This window comes from Streptomyces echinoruber, from assembly GCF_014651135.1.
Lineage (GTDB): Bacteria > Actinomycetota > Actinomycetes > Streptomycetales > Streptomycetaceae > Streptomyces > Streptomyces echinoruber.
Genome location: NZ_BMWH01000002.1, coordinates 272,970 through 289,903, shown reverse-complemented (window position 1 = coordinate 289,903; position 16,934 = coordinate 272,970). Strand labels below are relative to the sequence as shown.

Genomic DNA, 16,934 nt, shown 5'->3' with positions numbered 1-16,934 from the left:
CCGTGAAAGATCGACAACTCGCCCCTGTTCGGGACGCGTGGGGCTTAAGGGTGCTGGTGCGGGCCGCCGCCGGGCGCCGGCGGCTGCGCGGCCTGCTGCCCGCGGCGGAACGCGGCGGCCAGACCCGCGGTGGCGGGACGAGCGGGGGCGGCGGGCCGCGCGGACGGCGGCGGCAGTTGCTCGGGCTGCCGGCGCGGCAGGGGCGGCGGGCCCGCGGGCGCTGCCTGCGGCCCCGACGCGGGGTCCTCGGCCTGGGAGGCGGCCGGCGCGGGCCGGGCGGCTGGCGCCGGGGGCGCCGCCGGGGCCGGGCGCGGCGGCTCGTCTGCCGCGGGCGTGGCGGCGGGGATGAGCTCGGGGGGCTCCAGTTCCACCAGCAGCCTGGCCGGCACGATCACCACCGCCGTGGTGCTGCCGGCGGCATTCTGGTGCAGCTCGACCCGCATCCCGTGCTGCCGGGCGATCATCGCTGCGGTGAGCAGGCCGATCTGCCCCTCGCGCAGTTGGGTGCTGAGGTCCACCTCCTGCGGGGCGGCCAGCAGGCGGTTCAGCCGGGCCCGCAGGTCATCGGGTAGGGGCACCGCGCGGTCCTCGACCTCGATCGCCAGTCCCGCGGGCACCTCCTGGGCGCGCACCTGCACCTGCGTGTTGGGGTGGGAGAACTCCGTCGCGTTCTCGATCAGCTCGGCCAGCAGGTGGGCCAGGTTCGGACCCACATAGCCCGGCAGCGCCAGCCGGATCCCCGCGACGCCCGCCGCGACTCGCACCCGCGCATACTGCACGGTCTCCGAGACCGCCCCGCGCAGCACAGTCACCACGCTGACCGGGGTGCGGGTGCTGCGCAGCGACTCACCGCCCAGCACCCCCAGGCTCTCCAGCAGGCGGCGAATCCGCGTCATCAGGTGGTCGAGCTGGAAGAGGCCGTGCAGCAGCTCCGGATCCTCGGTCCGCCCCTCCAGCCGGTCCAGGCCCTCCAGCGCCCGGCTCACCAGTGCGTGCTGGCGCCGCGTCAGGTGCCGCAGCAGCGACCGCAGGACCGCGGACTGCGACCGCTCGTGCACGTGGAACAGCGCCCGCACCGCCTCCGCATGCGCCCGGATCAGGGCCGCCTCGGCCTGCGCGGCCAGGTCCCCGCCCACCGCGCGCGCCGGAGCGTCGGGCAGGGCGGGGCGCCCGCCGCGGCACAGCTCCTCCGCTGTCCAGGCCGCGGCCTTCTCCAGGGCCTCCGCCGCCTCCATGATCCGCTGCCACTCCGCCGCCCGGGCCCGGCACACCGCACCCGCGGCCGCATCGGCCCGGCGCGCACCGACGAGCGCCGCTATGAGCATCCCGCCGGCGAACGCAAGCACGAGATGCCCCGTGGAGAGCTGGAGCAGCCGGCACACGGCGACGACCGCGCCCAGCACGGCGACCGCGGCCACGAGGGACGCCGCCACCGCCGAGCGGATCTGGTCGTACACCAGCCGTTCGACCGGCGACCGGCGCGCACCGCCCCGGCGGTGCGCGCCGGGACGGGCGGGGGACACGGGGTCAGACATCGAGTTCCTCAACACTCAGGTTGGAACAGGGCAGGGTGGTGGGCACCTGGCACCAGGCCATCGAGCCGTTGGAGCTGAACCCCCAGGTGCCCTTGAGGTCCGCCAGGAGCGCGTCGACGAGGAACAGGCCTCGCCCGCCCACGGCCTCCGGGCCGGCGCGCTGGGGAACGGGGACGGCCGACGGCGTGCGGTCGTGAACCTCCAGGCGCACCCAGAGGCACGTCGGCATCCAGCCGCGTACGAGGAACTCCTCGCCCCGGCCGTGCCGGACCGCGTTCGTGCACAGCTCGGAGACCACCAGTTCCAGAACGCCGACCTGCGGCTCCGGCAGTCGGCAGTGCTGCCGGGCCCACGCCGTGCATGCCTGCCGCGCGACCCGGACACGGGACGGCTCGCAGGGCAGCGCTATGTCGAAGGCCGGCAGGTCGATCGGTGGAGCGTCCTGGAGCCGGTCCACGGCCTGCTCTCCGGCAGCTCTGGAGGGCATACGGGTACTCCCTGGTCTGTGCCCGTTCCCCACGGAAGGGAACGGGGAGCGGGCAGCGGTTCCTAAACGGCTGTCGCCGTCATCACGTCCTCTGGAGGGCGTGCAGGAGCGACCTGACGGCCGACGTGGTCCTACGCAGAGAAGGCCGCTGTGTGGGACCGAGGAGGGCTTGGGCTTCTGTGATGCAGCGTGCGAGAGGGACGGGGCTGGTGAGCAACGGTGTTCCGCCGGTGAGCTGCTCGACGTCGGGCGGCTCCAGCCACTGTGCGAGGTGGCCGGTCGGAGCCGGGGCGGGCACGAGGATCATGTGTCCGGCGCTGAGACAGACAGGCCGGGGGCGTCGCTCGGGCCACTGCGCGGTACCCACGAGACGGGGCCAACGAACAGCGGTTCCTACGGGCACCAAGACGGCCGCGGAGCGCAGGGCCGTGAACTGCACGGCGGGACCGAGCGGCTGCTCGTACTCAGCGAGGAGCCGGTACGCCGTGTCGATCAGGGAACGGTCGGCCATCACGACGTCGAACGTCATGCCGCACTGGAGCCGCCGAGGGAGGTGGGGGTTCTCTCGCCACCGACTAACCGAGGTGTCCGGATCCGAGGTCGCTGCAGCGAACCACGCGGACAGTGCCTCGGCTTCGACGGCTTCGCGCGTTTCCATGAGCCCTCCCGGAATCACGGCGGCACACACGGTGTGTGCGGCGTGACCTAGTGCAGCGAAGACGCCGGGATGTGAACAGGTCTTTCGGCCGGAACTCTTCCGGTCCCTTACCGGCCCCGCACCGGCCCTTTCGCCGGTCCTTTCCCTCTGACCAGGGCTTTCTGTTGACGAATCCTCACGTACCGCGGCCGAAGTCGCTACGGTGAGGCGGAAGCCGGACGTCGAGGGGTGGCCATGCGTGAACTCATGCGGTTACGCATCCGCACGAACCGGACGCAGGAGGACGTGGTTGAAGAACTCGGCGCCTTGGCCAGGCGTCTCTACGCCGAGCGTCGCATCCGCAAGGCGCCCACGTTCAGTGTCCGCCAGCTGAGGAAGTGGGAGACGGCAGACGAACCCCCGTGGCCGCACCCCGAGGCCCGCGCGGTGTTGGAGGCTTACTGGAAGCGTCCCGTCGAGGAGCTGGGGTTGCGGCCGCCGCTGCGCGACCGCAGCGACCCTCAAGTCCTCACCCCGGTACCTCTGCTCGGCCAGGACTCCCCGGTCGACCCGGTGTTGGCCGCCGAGAGTTCGAGCGCCCTCAACGATGAAGCACCACCACCGTGGTTGACCGAGACCACCACCGGTACGAATCGGTCGGGGGCATGGCGAATCTCGCCGGACGAAGTGCAACTGCTTTCCGAGGCCGCGGACGACAACTACGCGATCGATCAGCAGTTCGGCGCTGGTCGGCTGTGGCGGCCGACCCGGGCGCACCTTCTTTGGACACACCACATGATCGATCGGGGTATCTACGACGAGCCCTTGGGACAGCAGCTCCATGCCTTGGCTGGGAAGCTCACCACATCGCTCGGGTGGTTCTGCTATGACGCCGGTCTCCAGACGAAGGCCCGTCAGTATTTTTCCGAGGCGCTGAACGCGGCCAACTACACCGGCGACGACGTGCTGGCCAGCCGCACGCTGGGCAACATGGCTCGACAGGCAGTCGACCTGAACAAGGGTCGTGAGGCGATTCGCTTCGCACGGTTGGGCCAGCGGCATGCGGAACTCTGGAACGCGCCTCCCCGTGTCACCGCTCTCCTCGCGATCCGCGAGGCGCAGGGCCACGCCCGGGTCGGAGACGCCTTCAACTGCGAGGCTGCCATCAAGCGGGCCTGGCAGGAGTGGGAGCGTGGAGAAAGCGACCAGGACCCGGACTGGGTCTTGTTCCTCAACCTTGCAGAGCTGACCTGCCTGGAGGGAATGTGCCGTCTCGACCTCGGCCAGACGGATCGTGCGCAAAAGCTCCTCGCTCGCTCCGAAGCACTGCAAGACGTCGCCCACTCCCGTAACCGGGGTATGTGCCTCGGCCGGCTATCGGTTGCGGCGGTCGCGAACGGTGACGTCGACCACGGAATAGCGGCCGCGTCCGCCGCGCTCAGGCTTGTCGAGAGCGGCGTGTCTTCCGCGCGGACGGTCGCTCAGTTGAAGATCGTTCATGACGACATGCTTCTCCACCACCGCGCCCGCGGAGTGGGGGACCTACTGGAACAGATCCGCGCGTACGTCGCGTGAGCAGAACGAGGAGAGTGAGTACACACCGTGGACCTTGGGTTCCAGCGGCATGATGCAAAGTCGGCGAAGGCCATAACCTCCGAGCTGGTCGACGTCTACGCCAAGGTGTACGACGTTCCCCCGTACATCGGTGACCCGTTCTTCTCAGTCGAGTCCTTCCGGTCCAGGCTGGAGGCTGCTTACGACACCGAGGGATTCGAGACCGTCACTGCCCGGCTGGACGGCCGGATCGTCGGATACGTGCACGGCGCAACACTGCCAGCCGACAAGCCGTGGTGGGTCTCCCTCGGTAACCGGCGGCCCACCGAGCTGGTCGACCTAGCCGGCGCCGGCGGCATCTTCTGGCTCCGCGAGCTGATGGTGCTCCCCGAACTGCAGAACCGGGGACTTGGCCGCCAAATCCACGACACGGTGATCGCGGGCCGCACGGAGAGGGTCACCGTATTGACCTGCATCGTAGGCAACGAGCCCGCCCACGGTGCATACCTTCGGTGGGGGTACACGATCCTGGGACAGATCAAGCACGCTCCAGAGTCGCCCGTCTACGACGCGATGTACCTGCCCTCCTGCTGAGACACCGGAACGCACATGACGCACACGATCACCAGCCCCGCCCCGGTCCCGGAGACCTCTGGTCGCCGGAACCGACTCTCGCAAGACCCCGACGTGCTGTTCTGCTACGGCACGCTCCAGTTCGACGCCGTCCTCAAGGCCCTGCTGGGGCGGATTCCGGAACGGGCCCCAGCGTGCGCCCCCGGGTATCGCGCCGCCGCGCTCGAAGGCCGTGTCTACCCCGGACTCGTCGTCAACAGGTTCGGAGGCGCGGCGTCCGGGGTGGTCCTCACCGACCTGAGCAGCGAGGAATGGCGCATCCTTGATGCGTTCGAGGATGAACGGTACGACCTACGGGAAGTGCTCCTGTCCAACGGCACGTCCGGCTGGGCATACATCTGGCCGGGCGGTGACGTACGGGCGGAGGACTGGGACGCGACCGTGTTCGAGGCCCGCCATCTCGCGGCCTACGCCGCGCGTTGTGCCCGGCTCGCCCCCGGCCTGGCCGCGGGCGAGCCGAAGGACAAGTAGGCCAGCGGGCCTCAGCCGCCGTCTTCCGCGTGACCGTCGACGTCCGCCCTGGCTACGGGCGTTGTCAGCGCCGGTTCGTACCGTTACGCCATGCACGCCTGCCCGCGGCCTCACGGCCAGCTCTGCCTTGCCCTCGCAGACGTCAACGACCGTATCCGCCGGCTCATGTCCCAGCCCGTCACCCCGGTCAACGCCGCCGAGCGTGCAGCGCAGTACCAACGCCTCCTCGAGGAGTGGGGCGCGCTTTTCCAGAACGACGTCGGGCCGACCGCGTGACGTCACCGCCCCCGTCGGCGAGCAGCCGAGCAGGGGCGGGACCTACCGAGTAGCGCCAGGGGCGGACACCGCCCGGCGGCCGGGGCCGTCAGCGGCCGGGGTGGGCCTGCGCGAAGTGGTCGGCGATCGCGCCTTCGACGCGCGCCCGGAACGCGGCGCCGCGGACTTCGGCGCGCACGGCGAGCGCCTGTCGCCACTTCTCGGGGTCGGCCGGCAGGACGAGCGGCTCACGCTCCTCGCGTATCGGGTTCTCGTCGTGGTACCAGCCGCAGCCGAGCGCACACGAGAACCGCATGGTGCCGCCGAGCGGGTGCGACAGCGGATACGGGAATTCGGGCATCGGTATCGTCGACAGCTCGGGCGCCGCTGCGGCAGCCTCACGCGCGGCCAGCAGCTCGGCGAGTCCCTCGCTCGGCGACGGCTTGGGCAGGCGGGCGAACCACTCATCGAGGTCAGATGCGTCATCCATACCCGCCAGCATGGCAGAGCCCCCGCCCCCCGGAGCGGGGTAGGGACGAGGGCTCAGTCCAGGGCCGTCAGCGCACGAACAGCGCGATGATGGCGGTCGCCACGCCCGCGACGCCAGTCACCGCGCCGATCGTCGGTAGCGGCCAGCGCCGCGTCTCCAACGCGACGAGCCGGGCTTCATCCCGCTGCTGCCGCGGCGTCTCGCCGAGTTCCAGCAAGCGGATACGCGACTCGTGATCCGACAGGTCCCTCTTGATCTCCCGGTTGTCCTCAAGGAGCCGGTCGAGCTTGCCGTCGATCTGGTCCACCTTCCGCCCGAGCCGCTGCACCTCGGCGTAGGTCTGCGCCGGCGAGATGTAGACACCGGGGTCCGGCGGTTGCGTGGTCATGACCGGCTCTGCCGGATCAGGTCGGCGACGTCGTCCGTCGACCGGTACCGCGGCGGCCGCGCCCAGCCCAGCAGCGCCCCGGCCGCGCCCTTGACCCACGCCGGGCCGCCCAGCTTCTCGGCGAGCCGCTCAACGAGCCGGAACAGCACGTAGTAGGAGCCTGCGACGGCGAGCGTGACAGCTGTCTGCGCCGTGTCGCTGCCGAGGCTGAACCCGAGGTGGGTCAGGGCAACGATGATCCACCCGGCGACGAGCGGCACCACAGTACGCAGAACGGAGGGCAGCAGCATCAGGACTCCTTGAAGATGAGCGCCTTCAGTACGGCGCTGGTGATGGTGACCGGCACGCTCGACTGGTTCAGCAGCCGCACGCGCATACCGCGCCCGGCGGCGAGCTTCCCGGTCAGGGGCACGACGCTGTACGTGCCGCCGGCCGTGCCGGTGATCTCGCTGATCGGGTGGTCGGCCTTGTGGGTGTCGCCCTCGTACTCCGACGGCCGGACTTGAACGACCTGGCCGACGGGCAGCCCGGAGAGGGCCAGGGCGACGCTGCCGGTGAAGCGCGCGGCGCCGCGCACGAACACGCTGCCGCCGGCGGCGTGGCCATCGGGCTCGTCGCTCCACTCGGTGGTGAACTCCACGCTGTCCCAGGAGCCAGGCTTCAGCGTGAACGGCTTGGCCAGGCCGAGGTTCACAAAGTCGGGCACGGCGTCGTCCTCCTTCGGGGGCTGGGTCTGGCCGTTGGCACGCGCGACGATCCCGGGGAAGACGACCTCGCGGAACTGCTGCACGCGGGCATCGCCGGGGCACGTGTGGCCGTCGGGGTTCCACTCCGGGAACATGCGGTGGTAGCCGTAGCCGGGGTCGTCCCAGGTGCGGCACAGCCTCAGCGGGATACCGTGCTCCTGGTGCAGCCACACGCCGAGCCGGATCAGCGTCTCGACCTGCGCCGCCGTCCACGGATCCGACGCCTGCAGGTTGGAGGCCGACTCCAGCGACACGGCGCCGGTGCCGTCGGCCCGGCGGTTCGCCGCGGCGTTGGCGTCCGCGCGGGTCTGCGTGCCGATGAACTGTGCCAGGGCGCCGTCGTAGCCGAGCCCGAAGTGACTCTCAAGGGCTGTCGAGTCGCGCCAATACTCGTACGTGCGCTCGGGCGTCCACGGCGCGACGATGCTGTGCACGACGAACTGCGTCGGCCGGATCGCCGGCTGCACATCGCTCTCCGGCTGGAGCTCCAACTTCTTCGCGAACGGGCACCAGGACATCAGTCACTCTCCTCGGTCGACGCGGGCTCGTCGGTCGGCGGCAGATCGGTCTGCTCGTCGGGCTCCGGCTCGGGCGGCGGGACGTAGCCGGTGATCCGCGATGCCGTCTCGGGCGGCAGGCCGAGCGCGATCAGCGCGAGGTAGTCGAGCCGCTTCTGCTCCGTCTCCGCCGCGCGGGTGTCCTCGGCTTCCTGCGCGCGCTGCGCCTCGATCGCGGCGAGCCGCTGCTCGTACTCCTCGCGGGACAGCAGGACGACGCCCTCGGGGTGCGTGATGGGCCCGTCGCCAACGACGGTCCGGGCCGTAATGGACCCGTCCGGATACAGGTAGTAGAACGTCTTCTCGTACACGGCGGGCCCCTAGGCGGTCGGGAGGGAGATCACCCACGCGCGGAGCGTGGCCTGGATGCGGGAGTAGCGGGCGCTGCCGGAGCCGCGGCCCATCACGATCGACATGGTGTGCGTGCTCGTCTCGCCCGCCGTCAAGGTCAGGTTCGTCAACTTGTTGACCTGCGCGTGCGTGCCGGTGATCGTGCCGCTGCCGGTGTTGCCGAGGTGCACCATGTCGTCGGTGTCGATCCCGTACATGCCGCCGGAGTTCGGCGGCAACGTCAGGTCGATGTCGACCTCCTGGAACAGCAGGCACAGCGCGTCCCGGCACGGGTCCGGGTTGACGATGCTCAGCTGAAGCGTGGCGACCTGCTGCTCGGAGACGGTCGGCACCAGCGCCGGGCTGGCCAGGGTGTTGTTCAGGGTGTTCTGCTGGAACCGGGCCCGCGCCGGGGGCTCGCTCCGCAGCACGCCGGTGCTGTCGCAGTAGACGCCGGAGGCGAGCGTGTCGAGATCACACTCGTACGGCCACGAGCCGGTGGCCACTCGGATCGGGTTGCTCGCCGAGCCGTTGCCGGTCAGGCCGCAGCCGGCCGACACCGTCGCCGCGCCGGTCGGTACGAACAGGCCGCCGTCCGGGGCGAGGATGAGGTTGTTGCCGGCCTGCTCGGACAGGTCCGCGCTGACGATGCCGGTCGCGGGGTCGTAGTCGAGGCCCGGCCCGGCCGCGATGCAGGTGCGCACCTGGCCGCAGTTCGTCTCGGCGTTCACCACGTACGGGTTCGCGGGGCTGCCGCTGCCCGTCACGTCCGTGTTCTCACCGGCGATGACGACGCAGTTGCAGCCGCCTCCGCCGCACTGGCACCTGGCCAAGGTCACCGCTCCTTGTGGTGTGTCCTTGGCCCGGCCCACAACCAGCGGCTACCGAAAGTCTAGGGCCCGGCGGGGACCTGCCAGGGCCTTAGCCGTACAGCTCGACGATGACGACGCCGTCGTTGCCCGTCGCGCCATCGACCGCGCCGCCGTACGACAGCGAACCGCCGGCACCGCCGCCGTAGCCGCGCGGGCCCGAGCCGTCCGTCTCATACGCGCGTGACTGACCGCCGTGGCCGAGGAAGCTGTCACCGCCCGAGCCGGAGATCCCGTTCGCGCCGTTCAGGCGGACCGCAGGCCCGCCCGAACCACCGCCCATCGCGATCTCTCCTTTACCGGCGAGCGGCCCGTTCGCGCCGGTCGAGACGTCCATCGCAGTGCCGCTCGTCTGGAGCGCATGCCCGCCCTCGCCGCCGTTCGCTGTGACCAACCCGCCGAAGCTGCTGCCGCCACCGGCGCCGCCGCTGGTGGTGGCCGTCCCCGCGGCGCCGCCACCGCCGACGACGATCGTCTCCGACACGCCGAGCGCGGAGGCCTCGATCAACGACTCGCTGTATCCGCCGCCAGCGCCGCCGGGCCGCACGATGCACTGGTCGGTGTTGGCGTTCGCGCCGGCCGAGCCGCCGCCCGCGCCCTGCACCCGCACCCGCACGCGGGCCAGCCACGGGTAGTCGGCCTTCTTGAAGGTGTAGGTGCCGGGGTCGTCGTAGACGAGTACCTGCCGAAGTCCCTGTGTGCCGGGCTTCAGGCACAGCTCGCCGGTGGCCGTGTTGACGGTGAAGTAGCGGTCGCAGGCGCAGGCGCGGGCCATGAAACCCCTCCGGGTGGCGTTCGGTGCCCGGCCCACAACCAGCGGCGATCTTCAGCTTACGGCTGGCTGCCCGCTCGCCGTGAGGTGAACCTGCACATCGGCCCCGGCGGGGGTGAGTGGGAGCAGGCCGAGCTCGGCGATCGGCTGCGTCTGCCACACGCGGACCGTCACGCTTGTCGCCGTGACCGCCTCAAGGGCCACGGTCACGGTGCGGTCGTCGTCCGGGGCCGGGTCGACGGCGAGCGCGGTGATGACCGGCGGCCCGGCGAACGGCGCCGGGAGCGCCCACACGGCGCGGCCGTCGCTGCCCGTGGTCACCACCGCTGCGGCCGGCGGTGCGCCGGGCGGGCCGGGCGGCCCCGGCTCCCCCTGCGGACCTGGCTCCCCCTGCGGCCCCGAGGTGCCCTGCGGGCCGCGCGGGCCGGGCCGGCGGCCGGTGCGGTCCAGGTCGCGCAGAATGCCCCCGAGCGGATTGCCCGGCAGGCGCCGCGCTGCGGGCCTGTACGCCATCACACGTCCCCTTCCGCACTGACCGTACTGACCGGCCCGAGCTGCACCTTGACCGACTCGCCGTCGCCGTCGGCCGTCACATGCACGCCGGTGATCTTCATGCGCTGCGAGATGTCCCGGCACGTCGTCGTTGTCGCCAGGTCGATACACCAGCCGGGCACGAGCCGCTCCACGTCCACGCCCGCGTCCGGGGAGAGCGTGACCTCCTGGGTGTCGATGAACACCGGCACCGGCAGCGACGCGTTCAGCCGGGACTGGGCCGCCGCCTGCGCCGACGCCTGGTCCTTGATGCTGGTGTCCTGCACGACGCGCTCGATGAGCCCGTAGTACGGGTGCACGCCGCCGGCGACGCCCTTGACGCCGCTCGCCTCGTCGCCGTGCACTACCCACCGCGTAGCGAGCGCCGTGCCGTCCTCGGAGACGCTCAGCCCGTCCGGCAGGTCGGCATCGGTCAGCAGGCCCACGCGCGCACTCCACCCGTCGGGCATGAGCAGCACCGAGTTGCCGACGACGGTGAAGTCCATGCCCGCGTCCGCGAGGTCCTTTAGGTGGTCGCCGCTCTGCCCGGTGTCCTCGGTGTACTCGCGGCCCCCGCTCACACCCGCGGGGGCCAGGACGTTCACGCTGTGGCCCGGGTCGTCCGGTGCGAGCGCGTCGTCGACCAGCCAGGCCGCGATCTCGGTCAGGTCCGTGTCCGTGAACGCGCGCGTGGCGTGCGGGGTGCGCGTGTTGAGCACCGAGATCAGGTCCCCAGCGGTGACCTCGAACCGGCCCAGGCTCCACTCGCCGGTCAGCACCGGCCCGCCCCACACGTACCGGCCGCTGCGGTACAGGTGCAGCCAGTGCCGCCACGAGCGCACGCCGCCCAGGCTCGCGCAGCAGTCGAGATCCGGCTCGACGACGACGCGCGCCGTCGAGGCGTCGCTCAGCACGCGGTACCACTCGACGTCGGTCACCGTGCTGAGGTTGGCGAGGATCGCCCCGCCACGGTCGGCGATGACCGCGTGGTACTCCGCGGCGCACCCCAGGCCGGCCATCACGCACGCCCCGAGATGGACAGCGACAGCGACGCATCCGGCGACGGCGGCACGAACGCGTCCGTCTCCAGGCACAGGCAGAACTCGGCGCAGTTCAGCACGGGCCAGGTCGGCGGCGCCCCGTCTCGGCCGTAGACGGTCGTCGCCGTCGAGCACTGCCGGTTGCAGTCCATCGTCGCCCGCCCGGTCTGCCCGTCCAGCAGCAGCTCGGCCCCGGCCGGCAGGAACGCCACCTCCCACCGCGCGTACGGGTCGCAGCGCTTCTTCTCGGCGAGCTGCGCGCAGGTGAGGCCCTCGTCCGCGGCGGTGCGCTGGTACAGGCTGATGGTGAGCCGCCGCAGGTCCGTGGTGCCCGCGAAGACGTTGATGACCGGCACGTCGTCGATCCACCCGGATCGGTTCGACAGGTCGATCTCGTAGCACTCGGCGTTGGTGGCGAGCGCCTGGCAGAAGCACGTCTGCGGCATGGTCGGGACCGGCGGGGCGGGCGGCACGCAGGACGGATCGGCGCACAGGTTCTGCGTGTCGACGCACGGCGCCAGCCGGCACGCCCCGTCGGCGCAGGCGCCCGTCGAGTCGTGCAGGCACCAGGTGATGCACTGCGAGTCGTCGTCGGCGGGCAGGTTGACGTCGAGGAGCGGCACCTCGTCCGTGTATGCCCACGGCGTTGCCGCGGTCAGCGTGAACTCGACGCTGACGATGTCGGCGCCGATCGAGCAGCGTCCCCCGCCACACGAGCCGGTGCCGGCCCGGCCGGTCACCGCCGGCCCCGAGGTGAGCGCCACCCGCCGATAGGTGCGCCGATGCGCCGCGTTGAACTGCTCCGGGGTCATCTCCTCACCCGGGCAGCAGTCGTACATGGTGACGCAGTCGCCGCCGCACTGCGATCCCGTGCAGCCCTGCAACGCCTGCGTGAGGAACCGCAGCCCGAACTCCACGCCGCAGCACGTCGCGCCGAGGAGGATGCCGCTGACGACGATCTCGCGGGGCTGCACCCGCGCCGGGCCGAGGGATCCGCCGCCGGTCACCGCGGTCGTGACCGAGCGTCTCACCGGAAAGTCGTCGACGCCCTCGACCTGGAGGACGAGGAACCCGGCGAACTCGGCCGACGCCGGATCATCCGGGTCGTACCACGGCGCTGGCGACGCCGGGTCGTCGGGCGTCGTATACGGCTCGTCGCCGAGCACGCCGGCCGTCAGCGTGTCGCAGGCACAGATGTCGTCGCCGCTGTCCAGCGGCGAGCCCACGGTCCGCAGGTACTCCCGCAGCCGGGCCGTGTTCGCGATCTCGACACCGCCGACGCTGATGTAGTCAGTCAGCAAGGGGGACGCTCCTCATCGTCGTGCTGCCCGCCGCCGCTCACGCCAGTCCCGCCTGGGCCAGGCGCCGCATGACGATGCGGGCGGTCTGCTCGGGGTCCTGCGCGGCCGTGACGTTGAAGTTGTTCGTCACACCGCCCCCGGCCGCGGCCGCGGCCAGAGCTCGTGCCGCCTGCGTGCCGCCCGGCCGGCGCGTCAGCCGCACCGGATCGCCCCCGTCGCTGATCGCGGCGAGCATCGGACGCACCTCCGGGCCGGGCATCTGCCGCGGCAGAGACGCCAGCGGCGCGCGCACAGCATCGGCGACCGCGAAGGCCGCCGCCCGCGTCATCTTCCGCACGGCGGCGAGCCGGCCGAGGAGCCCAACCTGGAGGCCCTGCCCCGTCAGATCGCCGATCCGCGCGAACACCCGCGACGGCGAGTGGATGCCGAGCGCCGAACGGATCGCCTTCTGCATCCCCTTGGCGATCTCCAGCATCAGGTCCTCGATGTCCTTCTGCTGGCCCTTCAACCCGCTCAGGAACCCCTTGCTGGCCTGCTTGCCCGCGTCGAACAAGTCGTCGGCGGCGTCCCGGCCGAGCTTGTTCGTCGCCGACACGAGCTGCGCCTGCAAGGAGTTGATCCGCTTCAGGCTGGCCGTGGACTGGCTCGACAGGAACTGCGCGAGCTGGGCGCCCTGCTGCGGGCCGAGCCCGATGATCTGCTGCAACAGGTCCTTGCGCAGGCCCCGCTTGGACAGGTCGTTGATCTGCTTCGTGAACGACTTGACCTGCCGGAGCGCCTGGTCCAAGCCCTCGACGATGTTGAACCCGTTCACGCCGGACTGCGTGAGGTTCTGCAGGGAGAACGACTGGAGCGCCGAGGCCGCGGTGTCGGTGGCGAACTTCTGCGCGTCCGCGATCTTCTTCGCGATCGCGTCCCGCTGGGTCGCGAGGCTGGTGAGCCGCTTGTTGCCGTCCGCGACCAGCTTCAGCAGCCGGTCGTCGAGCCGCGTGTTCTTGCCCTTGAACGCCGCGGTGATGTCCTTGGCGATCTTCTCCGTGGTGGCCTTGATCTGCGAGGCGGTGCCGGTCAGGCCGATGATGAAGCCCTTCCCGGTGTCCTTGCCGATCTGCATGAACACGCGGGACGGCGAGCCGATCTTCAGCACGCTCTTGGCCGCGCTGATCGCCGAGGACACGACCGTCTTCGCCGCGGACACCAGCGAGCCGGCCATCGCCTTGACGCCGTTGATCATGCCCTGGACCAGATCCCGGCCGACGCTCGTGAGCGCGCTCGCCGCGCCGGACAGCGCTCCACGCACCCGGCCGGGCAGGCCCGCGAAGAACACCACCGCCTGCGTGCCGAAGTTGCGTGCGGCGCTCATGCCCGCGTTGCCGGCCGACCGGAACAGCGACTGCACCCGGCCCGGCAGGGACGCGAGTACCGCCACCGCCCGGCCCGGCAGCGCGGCGAGGAATCCGGCGACCTGCGAGACGAACGACGTCGTCAGGCTGCGGGCGCGGGAGAACGCCGACGTGAACAGCCCGCCGATCACCGACGCCAGCGACGACAGGGCGCTGAGGACCATGCCCGGCACGCGCGTGAACAGCAGGATGATCAGGCCGATCTGGACGCCGATCACCGTGCCGACCGCAACCAGCGCCCCGTGGAAGAAGGAGGCGAGCAGCCCCGGCAGCGCCGACAACCCCGCCATGATCATTCCGGGTAGGCCGGCGAAGAACGCGACGACGCCGTTGAACGCCGACACGAGCAGCGAGCCGAGCGTCGACAGCCCGGCCATGATCAGAGACGGCAGCTGGGTGATGAACGTGACCACCGACGCCAGCCCCGTATACAGGCCGGTCAGCGCGGACACGACGGTCGAGATGACCGGCACAACGACGCTGATGGCCGCCCACGTCGCGAACGCCGCCGCGACCTGCACCACGGGCGCGAGCAGGTTCACGATCATCACGAGCAGCGGGGACAGCGCGACCGCGAGGTTGGCGATCGCCGGCAGGAGCGGCATCAGCGCCTGCATCACCGCGGTGAACGCCTGCACCAGCGCCGGCAGGACCGGCAGCAGCGCACTGGTCAGTGCCTGCACAACCGGCACCAGCGCGGCCGCGACCTGCGCGAGCGTCCCCGCCAGCGTGGACATGAGCGGCGCCAGGTTGGCGACGAGCTGGGCCAGGGCCTGCCCCACACCGGTCGCGAGCGGCGTGATCGCCGTCACCAGCGACACGAACGCCGCCCCGAGCTGCGGCAGCACCGGCATCAGCGCGGCGACGAGTTCCTCGACGACGGGCTGCAAGGCCACCACGACGGCGTTCAAGGCGGGGGCGAGGGCCTGCGCGAGGACAGCGACGAGCTGACCTGCGAGCGGCAGCAGCGGGGCGAGCGCGGTGACAGCGTTGCCGATCGCGGCGCCCAGCGGCGCCAGCGACGGCCCGATGACCGACAGCCCGGCCGCCAGAGACGTCGCCACCGCTTGCAGGCTCGGCGCGATCGCCGCGAGCGCCGGCCCCAGCGAGCCGATCAGAGAGGTGATCGCCGGGCCCAGGGTGGAGAAGATCGGAGCGAGCGCGGGCGCTATCTGCCCAAGCTGCGTCACCAGCGCCGACAGGATCGGCCCGAGCTGCGTCGCGATCGTCCCGATGGTCGCGAAGATGTTCCCGACCGCCGACTGCCCAGAGGCGGTCTTCAGGAATGCCGCGACCTGCCCGGTGATCGTCTGGAGGTTCGCGAGGAACCCGCCGCCGGCGTCGCCAGCGGCCCGGAAGACGCTGGAGAGGATCGAGCCGATGTTCTGGGCGATCCCGCCGAGCTGCTGAAGCACCGTGAGCGCGGTCTGGATCCACGACAGGCCCTTGCCGGCCTTCGTGGCGTTCTCCAGGAACGCAGCGAGCCGGTTGACGAGCCGGTCGAGCACGCCGCCCAGCCCGTTGAACGCGGGCAGCGTCGACGACACGAACCCGGAGATCGCCTTCAGCAGCCGGTCGACGCTGTCGGACTTGATCCCAGCGATCTCGGCCTTCAGCCCGGCGAACACGCCCTTGACGAGCTGCACGGCAGACGCCGACTTCGCGAACCCGAGCACCGACGACGCCAGCCGCCCCAGCTCGCCGGACACGGCCGTCATCCCCGTCTTCAGCGGCCCGCCCAGGGCTTTCCCCGCCGCCTCGATGTCCCCCTTCAGCGGCTTGAAGAACGCCTGCTGCACGCTCGACTTCAGCGAGTCGAGCGCGGGCTTGAACGCCCGCACCTCCTTCGCCGCGGACCGCGCGGCCGGGGTCAGGTCCTCGAGGGACTTCTCGAACTCCTTCGCATCACCGGTCAGCGCCGCCGAGAACGCGTCGCTGACACCGGCCACGGCCAGCCGCAGCGTGCCCAGCGCCGCCTGGACGCCGAGGAACGCGGCCGGGAACGCCGCCACGATCCCCACCGCGGGGGCGAGCGCACCGGTCAGTGTCGCCACGCCCTTCGCGGCCCCGACCGCCGCGATCCCGAAGGCCCCCAGCTTCAGGCCCTGCGCCAGGACTCTGCCGACGCCGCCTGCGATCCCGGCCAGCCCGGCCAGGGAGCGTGTGAGCCGGTTGGTGTCGACGTCCGCGTCGACGTTGACGTTCGGCGGGCGGTGCCGGCGTATCCGGTCGTCGAGCCCGTCCAGGTCGGGGACGACCCGGATCGACACCTCTTCGTCCGCGAGAGCGGCCCGCAGCCGCTCCATGAACACGCTGACGTCCGGCGCCACCGGGATGTCCAGCGAGTCGACCCCGGCCAGCCCACTCAGCAGCCGCGCATCGAACCGGGACAGGTCCGGAGACACCGGGATGTTGATGGAGTCCAGGTGCCGCAGCTCGCGCAGCAGTGCGGTATCGAAGTGGGACAGGTCCGGGTCCACCCGGATTTGCACCGCGACACCGCGAAGGCTGTTCTGGATGCTGTTGCGGATCTGCCGCGCGATGCCGTTCGTGGCCCGGTTCAGGGCATTCTGGATCCGCTGCCCGAGCTGCTGCGCGTCAGCGACGACCCCCCTGTCGTCCAGGTCGATCGTGATGCGCGCGGAGCCGTAGTCCTCGTCCTCGCCGGCCACCGGCAACCCCGCTTCCGCGTGTGGTTGCCCGGCCCTGAACCAGACGGCTCCGACCGCCCCGTGCTGCGGGGCGGTCGATCTTCAGATTATCCGCTAGCGGCCCGTCAGCCGCGCGTCCTCACTTGCCATCGCAGCTATCAGCGCGCGAGCGTCACCGAGGCCCATCCCGGCCGGTCTCGACCGCCCAGGCGCCCCCGCACGGGCCCGGTGGCCCTTCGGCGGCGCGTACAGCTCCGCCCGCTGCCGGGCCCGCTCGCTGTCGT

The 16,934-nt window shown here is 71.4% G+C and carries 17 protein-coding genes; 4 read left to right on the top strand and 13 right to left on the bottom strand.

Annotated features, from left to right (window positions below; translation table 11 throughout):
- Positions 1-44 precede the first annotated feature (44 nt).
- Positions 45-1,535, bottom strand: coding sequence for an ATP-binding protein (locus tag IE225_RS04310; RefSeq protein WP_190055943.1), 1,491 nt, complete (start codon positions 1,533-1,535; stop codon positions 45-47).
- A complete protein-coding gene (locus IE225_RS04305) occupies positions 1,528-2,022 on the bottom strand; it encodes an ATP-binding protein (protein WP_190055942.1) in 495 nt (164 codons plus the stop codon). The genes IE225_RS04310 and IE225_RS04305 overlap by 8 nt, the downstream gene beginning before the upstream one ends.
- 892 nt (positions 2,023-2,914) lie before the next feature.
- Here IE225_RS04305 and IE225_RS04300 point away from each other — a divergent pair.
- The 4 genes from IE225_RS04300 (at position 2,915) to IE225_RS04285 (ending at position 5,593) form a co-directional block, all read left to right on the top strand.
- The gene (locus IE225_RS04300; protein ID WP_190055941.1) at positions 2,915-4,234 is read left to right on the top strand and encodes an NsdA family TPR-like regulatory protein; all 1,320 of its coding nucleotides are present in this window, start codon (positions 2,915-2,917) and stop codon (positions 4,232-4,234) included.
- 27 nt (positions 4,235-4,261) lie between these two features.
- Complete coding sequence (locus tag IE225_RS04295) at positions 4,262-4,807, top strand: GNAT family N-acetyltransferase (RefSeq protein WP_190055940.1); 546 nt, start codon at positions 4,262-4,264, stop codon at positions 4,805-4,807.
- Between the two features lie 15 nt (positions 4,808-4,822).
- Positions 4,823-5,317 (top strand): gamma-glutamylcyclotransferase family protein, encoded by a 495-nt coding sequence (locus IE225_RS04290; RefSeq protein ID WP_190055939.1) that lies wholly within the window; start codon positions 4,823-4,825, stop codon positions 5,315-5,317.
- Positions 5,318-5,407: 90 nt separating this feature from the next.
- Complete coding sequence (locus tag IE225_RS04285; RefSeq protein WP_190055938.1) at positions 5,408-5,593, top strand: hypothetical protein; 186 nt, start codon at positions 5,408-5,410, stop codon at positions 5,591-5,593.
- 88 nt (positions 5,594-5,681) lie between these two features.
- Here IE225_RS04285 and IE225_RS04280 read toward each other — a convergent pair whose 3' ends face one another.
- The 11 genes from IE225_RS04280 to IE225_RS04230 form a co-directional block, all read right to left on the bottom strand.
- A complete protein-coding gene (locus IE225_RS04280; RefSeq protein WP_190055937.1) occupies positions 5,682-6,062 on the bottom strand; it encodes a hypothetical protein in 381 nt (126 codons plus the stop codon).
- A 67-nt stretch (positions 6,063-6,129) separates the two neighbouring features.
- A complete protein-coding gene (locus IE225_RS04275; RefSeq protein ID WP_190055936.1) occupies positions 6,130-6,450 on the bottom strand; it encodes a hypothetical protein in 321 nt (106 codons plus the stop codon).
- Entirely contained in the window at positions 6,447-6,740 is a 294-nt protein-coding gene (locus IE225_RS04270) for a hypothetical protein (protein ID WP_190055935.1), read from the bottom strand. Before IE225_RS04270 ends, IE225_RS04275 begins: the two co-directional genes overlap by 4 nt.
- Positions 6,740-7,714, bottom strand: a complete 975-nt coding sequence (locus tag IE225_RS04265) for an N-acetylmuramoyl-L-alanine amidase (protein WP_190055934.1) — start codon at positions 7,712-7,714, stop codon at positions 6,740-6,742. The genes IE225_RS04270 and IE225_RS04265 overlap by 1 nt, the downstream gene beginning before the upstream one ends.
- Positions 7,714-8,064, bottom strand: coding sequence for a hypothetical protein (locus tag IE225_RS04260; protein ID WP_190055933.1), 351 nt, complete (start codon positions 8,062-8,064; stop codon positions 7,714-7,716). Before IE225_RS04260 ends, IE225_RS04265 begins: the two co-directional genes overlap by 1 nt.
- Positions 8,065-8,073: 9 nt before the next feature.
- On the bottom strand, positions 8,074-8,916 hold the full coding sequence (locus IE225_RS04255) for a hypothetical protein (protein ID WP_190055932.1): 843 nt from the start codon (positions 8,914-8,916) through the stop codon (positions 8,074-8,076).
- 88 nt (positions 8,917-9,004) lie between these two features.
- Positions 9,005-9,727: a glycine-rich domain-containing protein gene (locus IE225_RS04250; RefSeq protein WP_190055931.1), complete on the bottom strand. Its 723-nt coding sequence runs from the start codon at positions 9,725-9,727 to the stop codon at positions 9,005-9,007.
- Positions 9,728-9,778: 51 nt separating this feature from the next.
- Positions 9,779-10,237 carry a hypothetical protein gene (locus IE225_RS32825; RefSeq protein ID WP_229879219.1) on the bottom strand — a complete coding sequence of 153 codons (459 nt, stop codon included), beginning with the start codon at positions 10,235-10,237 and terminating at the stop codon, positions 9,779-9,781.
- Positions 10,237-11,274, bottom strand: a complete 1,038-nt coding sequence (locus tag IE225_RS04240) for a hypothetical protein (RefSeq protein WP_190055930.1) — start codon at positions 11,272-11,274, stop codon at positions 10,237-10,239. Before IE225_RS04240 ends, IE225_RS32825 begins: the two co-directional genes overlap by 1 nt.
- Complete coding sequence (locus tag IE225_RS04235) at positions 11,274-12,596, bottom strand: hypothetical protein (RefSeq protein ID WP_190055929.1); 1,323 nt, start codon at positions 12,594-12,596, stop codon at positions 11,274-11,276. The genes IE225_RS04240 and IE225_RS04235 overlap by 1 nt, the downstream gene beginning before the upstream one ends.
- Positions 12,597-12,633: 37 nt before the next feature.
- Entirely contained in the window at positions 12,634-16,671 is a 4,038-nt protein-coding gene (locus IE225_RS04230) for a phage tail protein (protein ID WP_190055928.1), read from the bottom strand.
- Positions 16,672-16,934: the final 263 nt, after the last annotated feature.

What these genes read in the sequence shown, in the direction of transcription:
- IE225_RS04310 (WP_190055943.1), bottom strand. Translation starts at nt 1,535, where the DNA reads ATGTCTGACCCCGTGTCCCCCGCCCGTCCCGGCGCGCACCGCCGGGGC.
- IE225_RS04305 (WP_190055942.1), bottom strand. Translation starts at nt 2,022, where the DNA reads ATGCCCTCCAGAGCTGCCGGAGAGCAGGCCGTGGACCGGCTCCAGGAC.
- IE225_RS04300 (WP_190055941.1), top strand. Translation starts at nt 2,915, where the DNA reads ATGCGTGAACTCATGCGGTTACGCATCCGCACGAACCGGACGCAGGAG.
- IE225_RS04290 (WP_190055939.1), top strand. Translation starts at nt 4,823, where the DNA reads ATGACGCACACGATCACCAGCCCCGCCCCGGTCCCGGAGACCTCTGGT.
- IE225_RS04285 (WP_190055938.1), top strand. Translation starts at nt 5,408, where the DNA reads ATGCACGCCTGCCCGCGGCCTCACGGCCAGCTCTGCCTTGCCCTCGCA.
- IE225_RS04280 (WP_190055937.1), bottom strand. Translation starts at nt 6,062, where the DNA reads ATGGATGACGCATCTGACCTCGATGAGTGGTTCGCCCGCCTGCCCAAG.
- IE225_RS04275 (WP_190055936.1), bottom strand. Translation starts at nt 6,450, where the DNA reads ATGACCACGCAACCGCCGGACCCCGGTGTCTACATCTCGCCGGCGCAG.
- IE225_RS04270 (WP_190055935.1), bottom strand. Translation starts at nt 6,740, where the DNA reads ATGCTGCTGCCCTCCGTTCTGCGTACTGTGGTGCCGCTCGTCGCCGGG.
- IE225_RS04265 (WP_190055934.1), bottom strand. Translation starts at nt 7,714, where the DNA reads ATGTCCTGGTGCCCGTTCGCGAAGAAGTTGGAGCTCCAGCCGGAGAGC.
- IE225_RS04250 (WP_190055931.1), bottom strand. Translation starts at nt 9,727, where the DNA reads ATGGCCCGCGCCTGCGCCTGCGACCGCTACTTCACCGTCAACACGGCC.
- IE225_RS32825 (WP_229879219.1), bottom strand. Translation starts at nt 10,237, where the DNA reads ATGGCGTACAGGCCCGCAGCGCGGCGCCTGCCGGGCAATCCGCTCGGG.
- IE225_RS04240 (WP_190055930.1), bottom strand. Translation starts at nt 11,274, where the DNA reads ATGGCCGGCCTGGGGTGCGCCGCGGAGTACCACGCGGTCATCGCCGAC.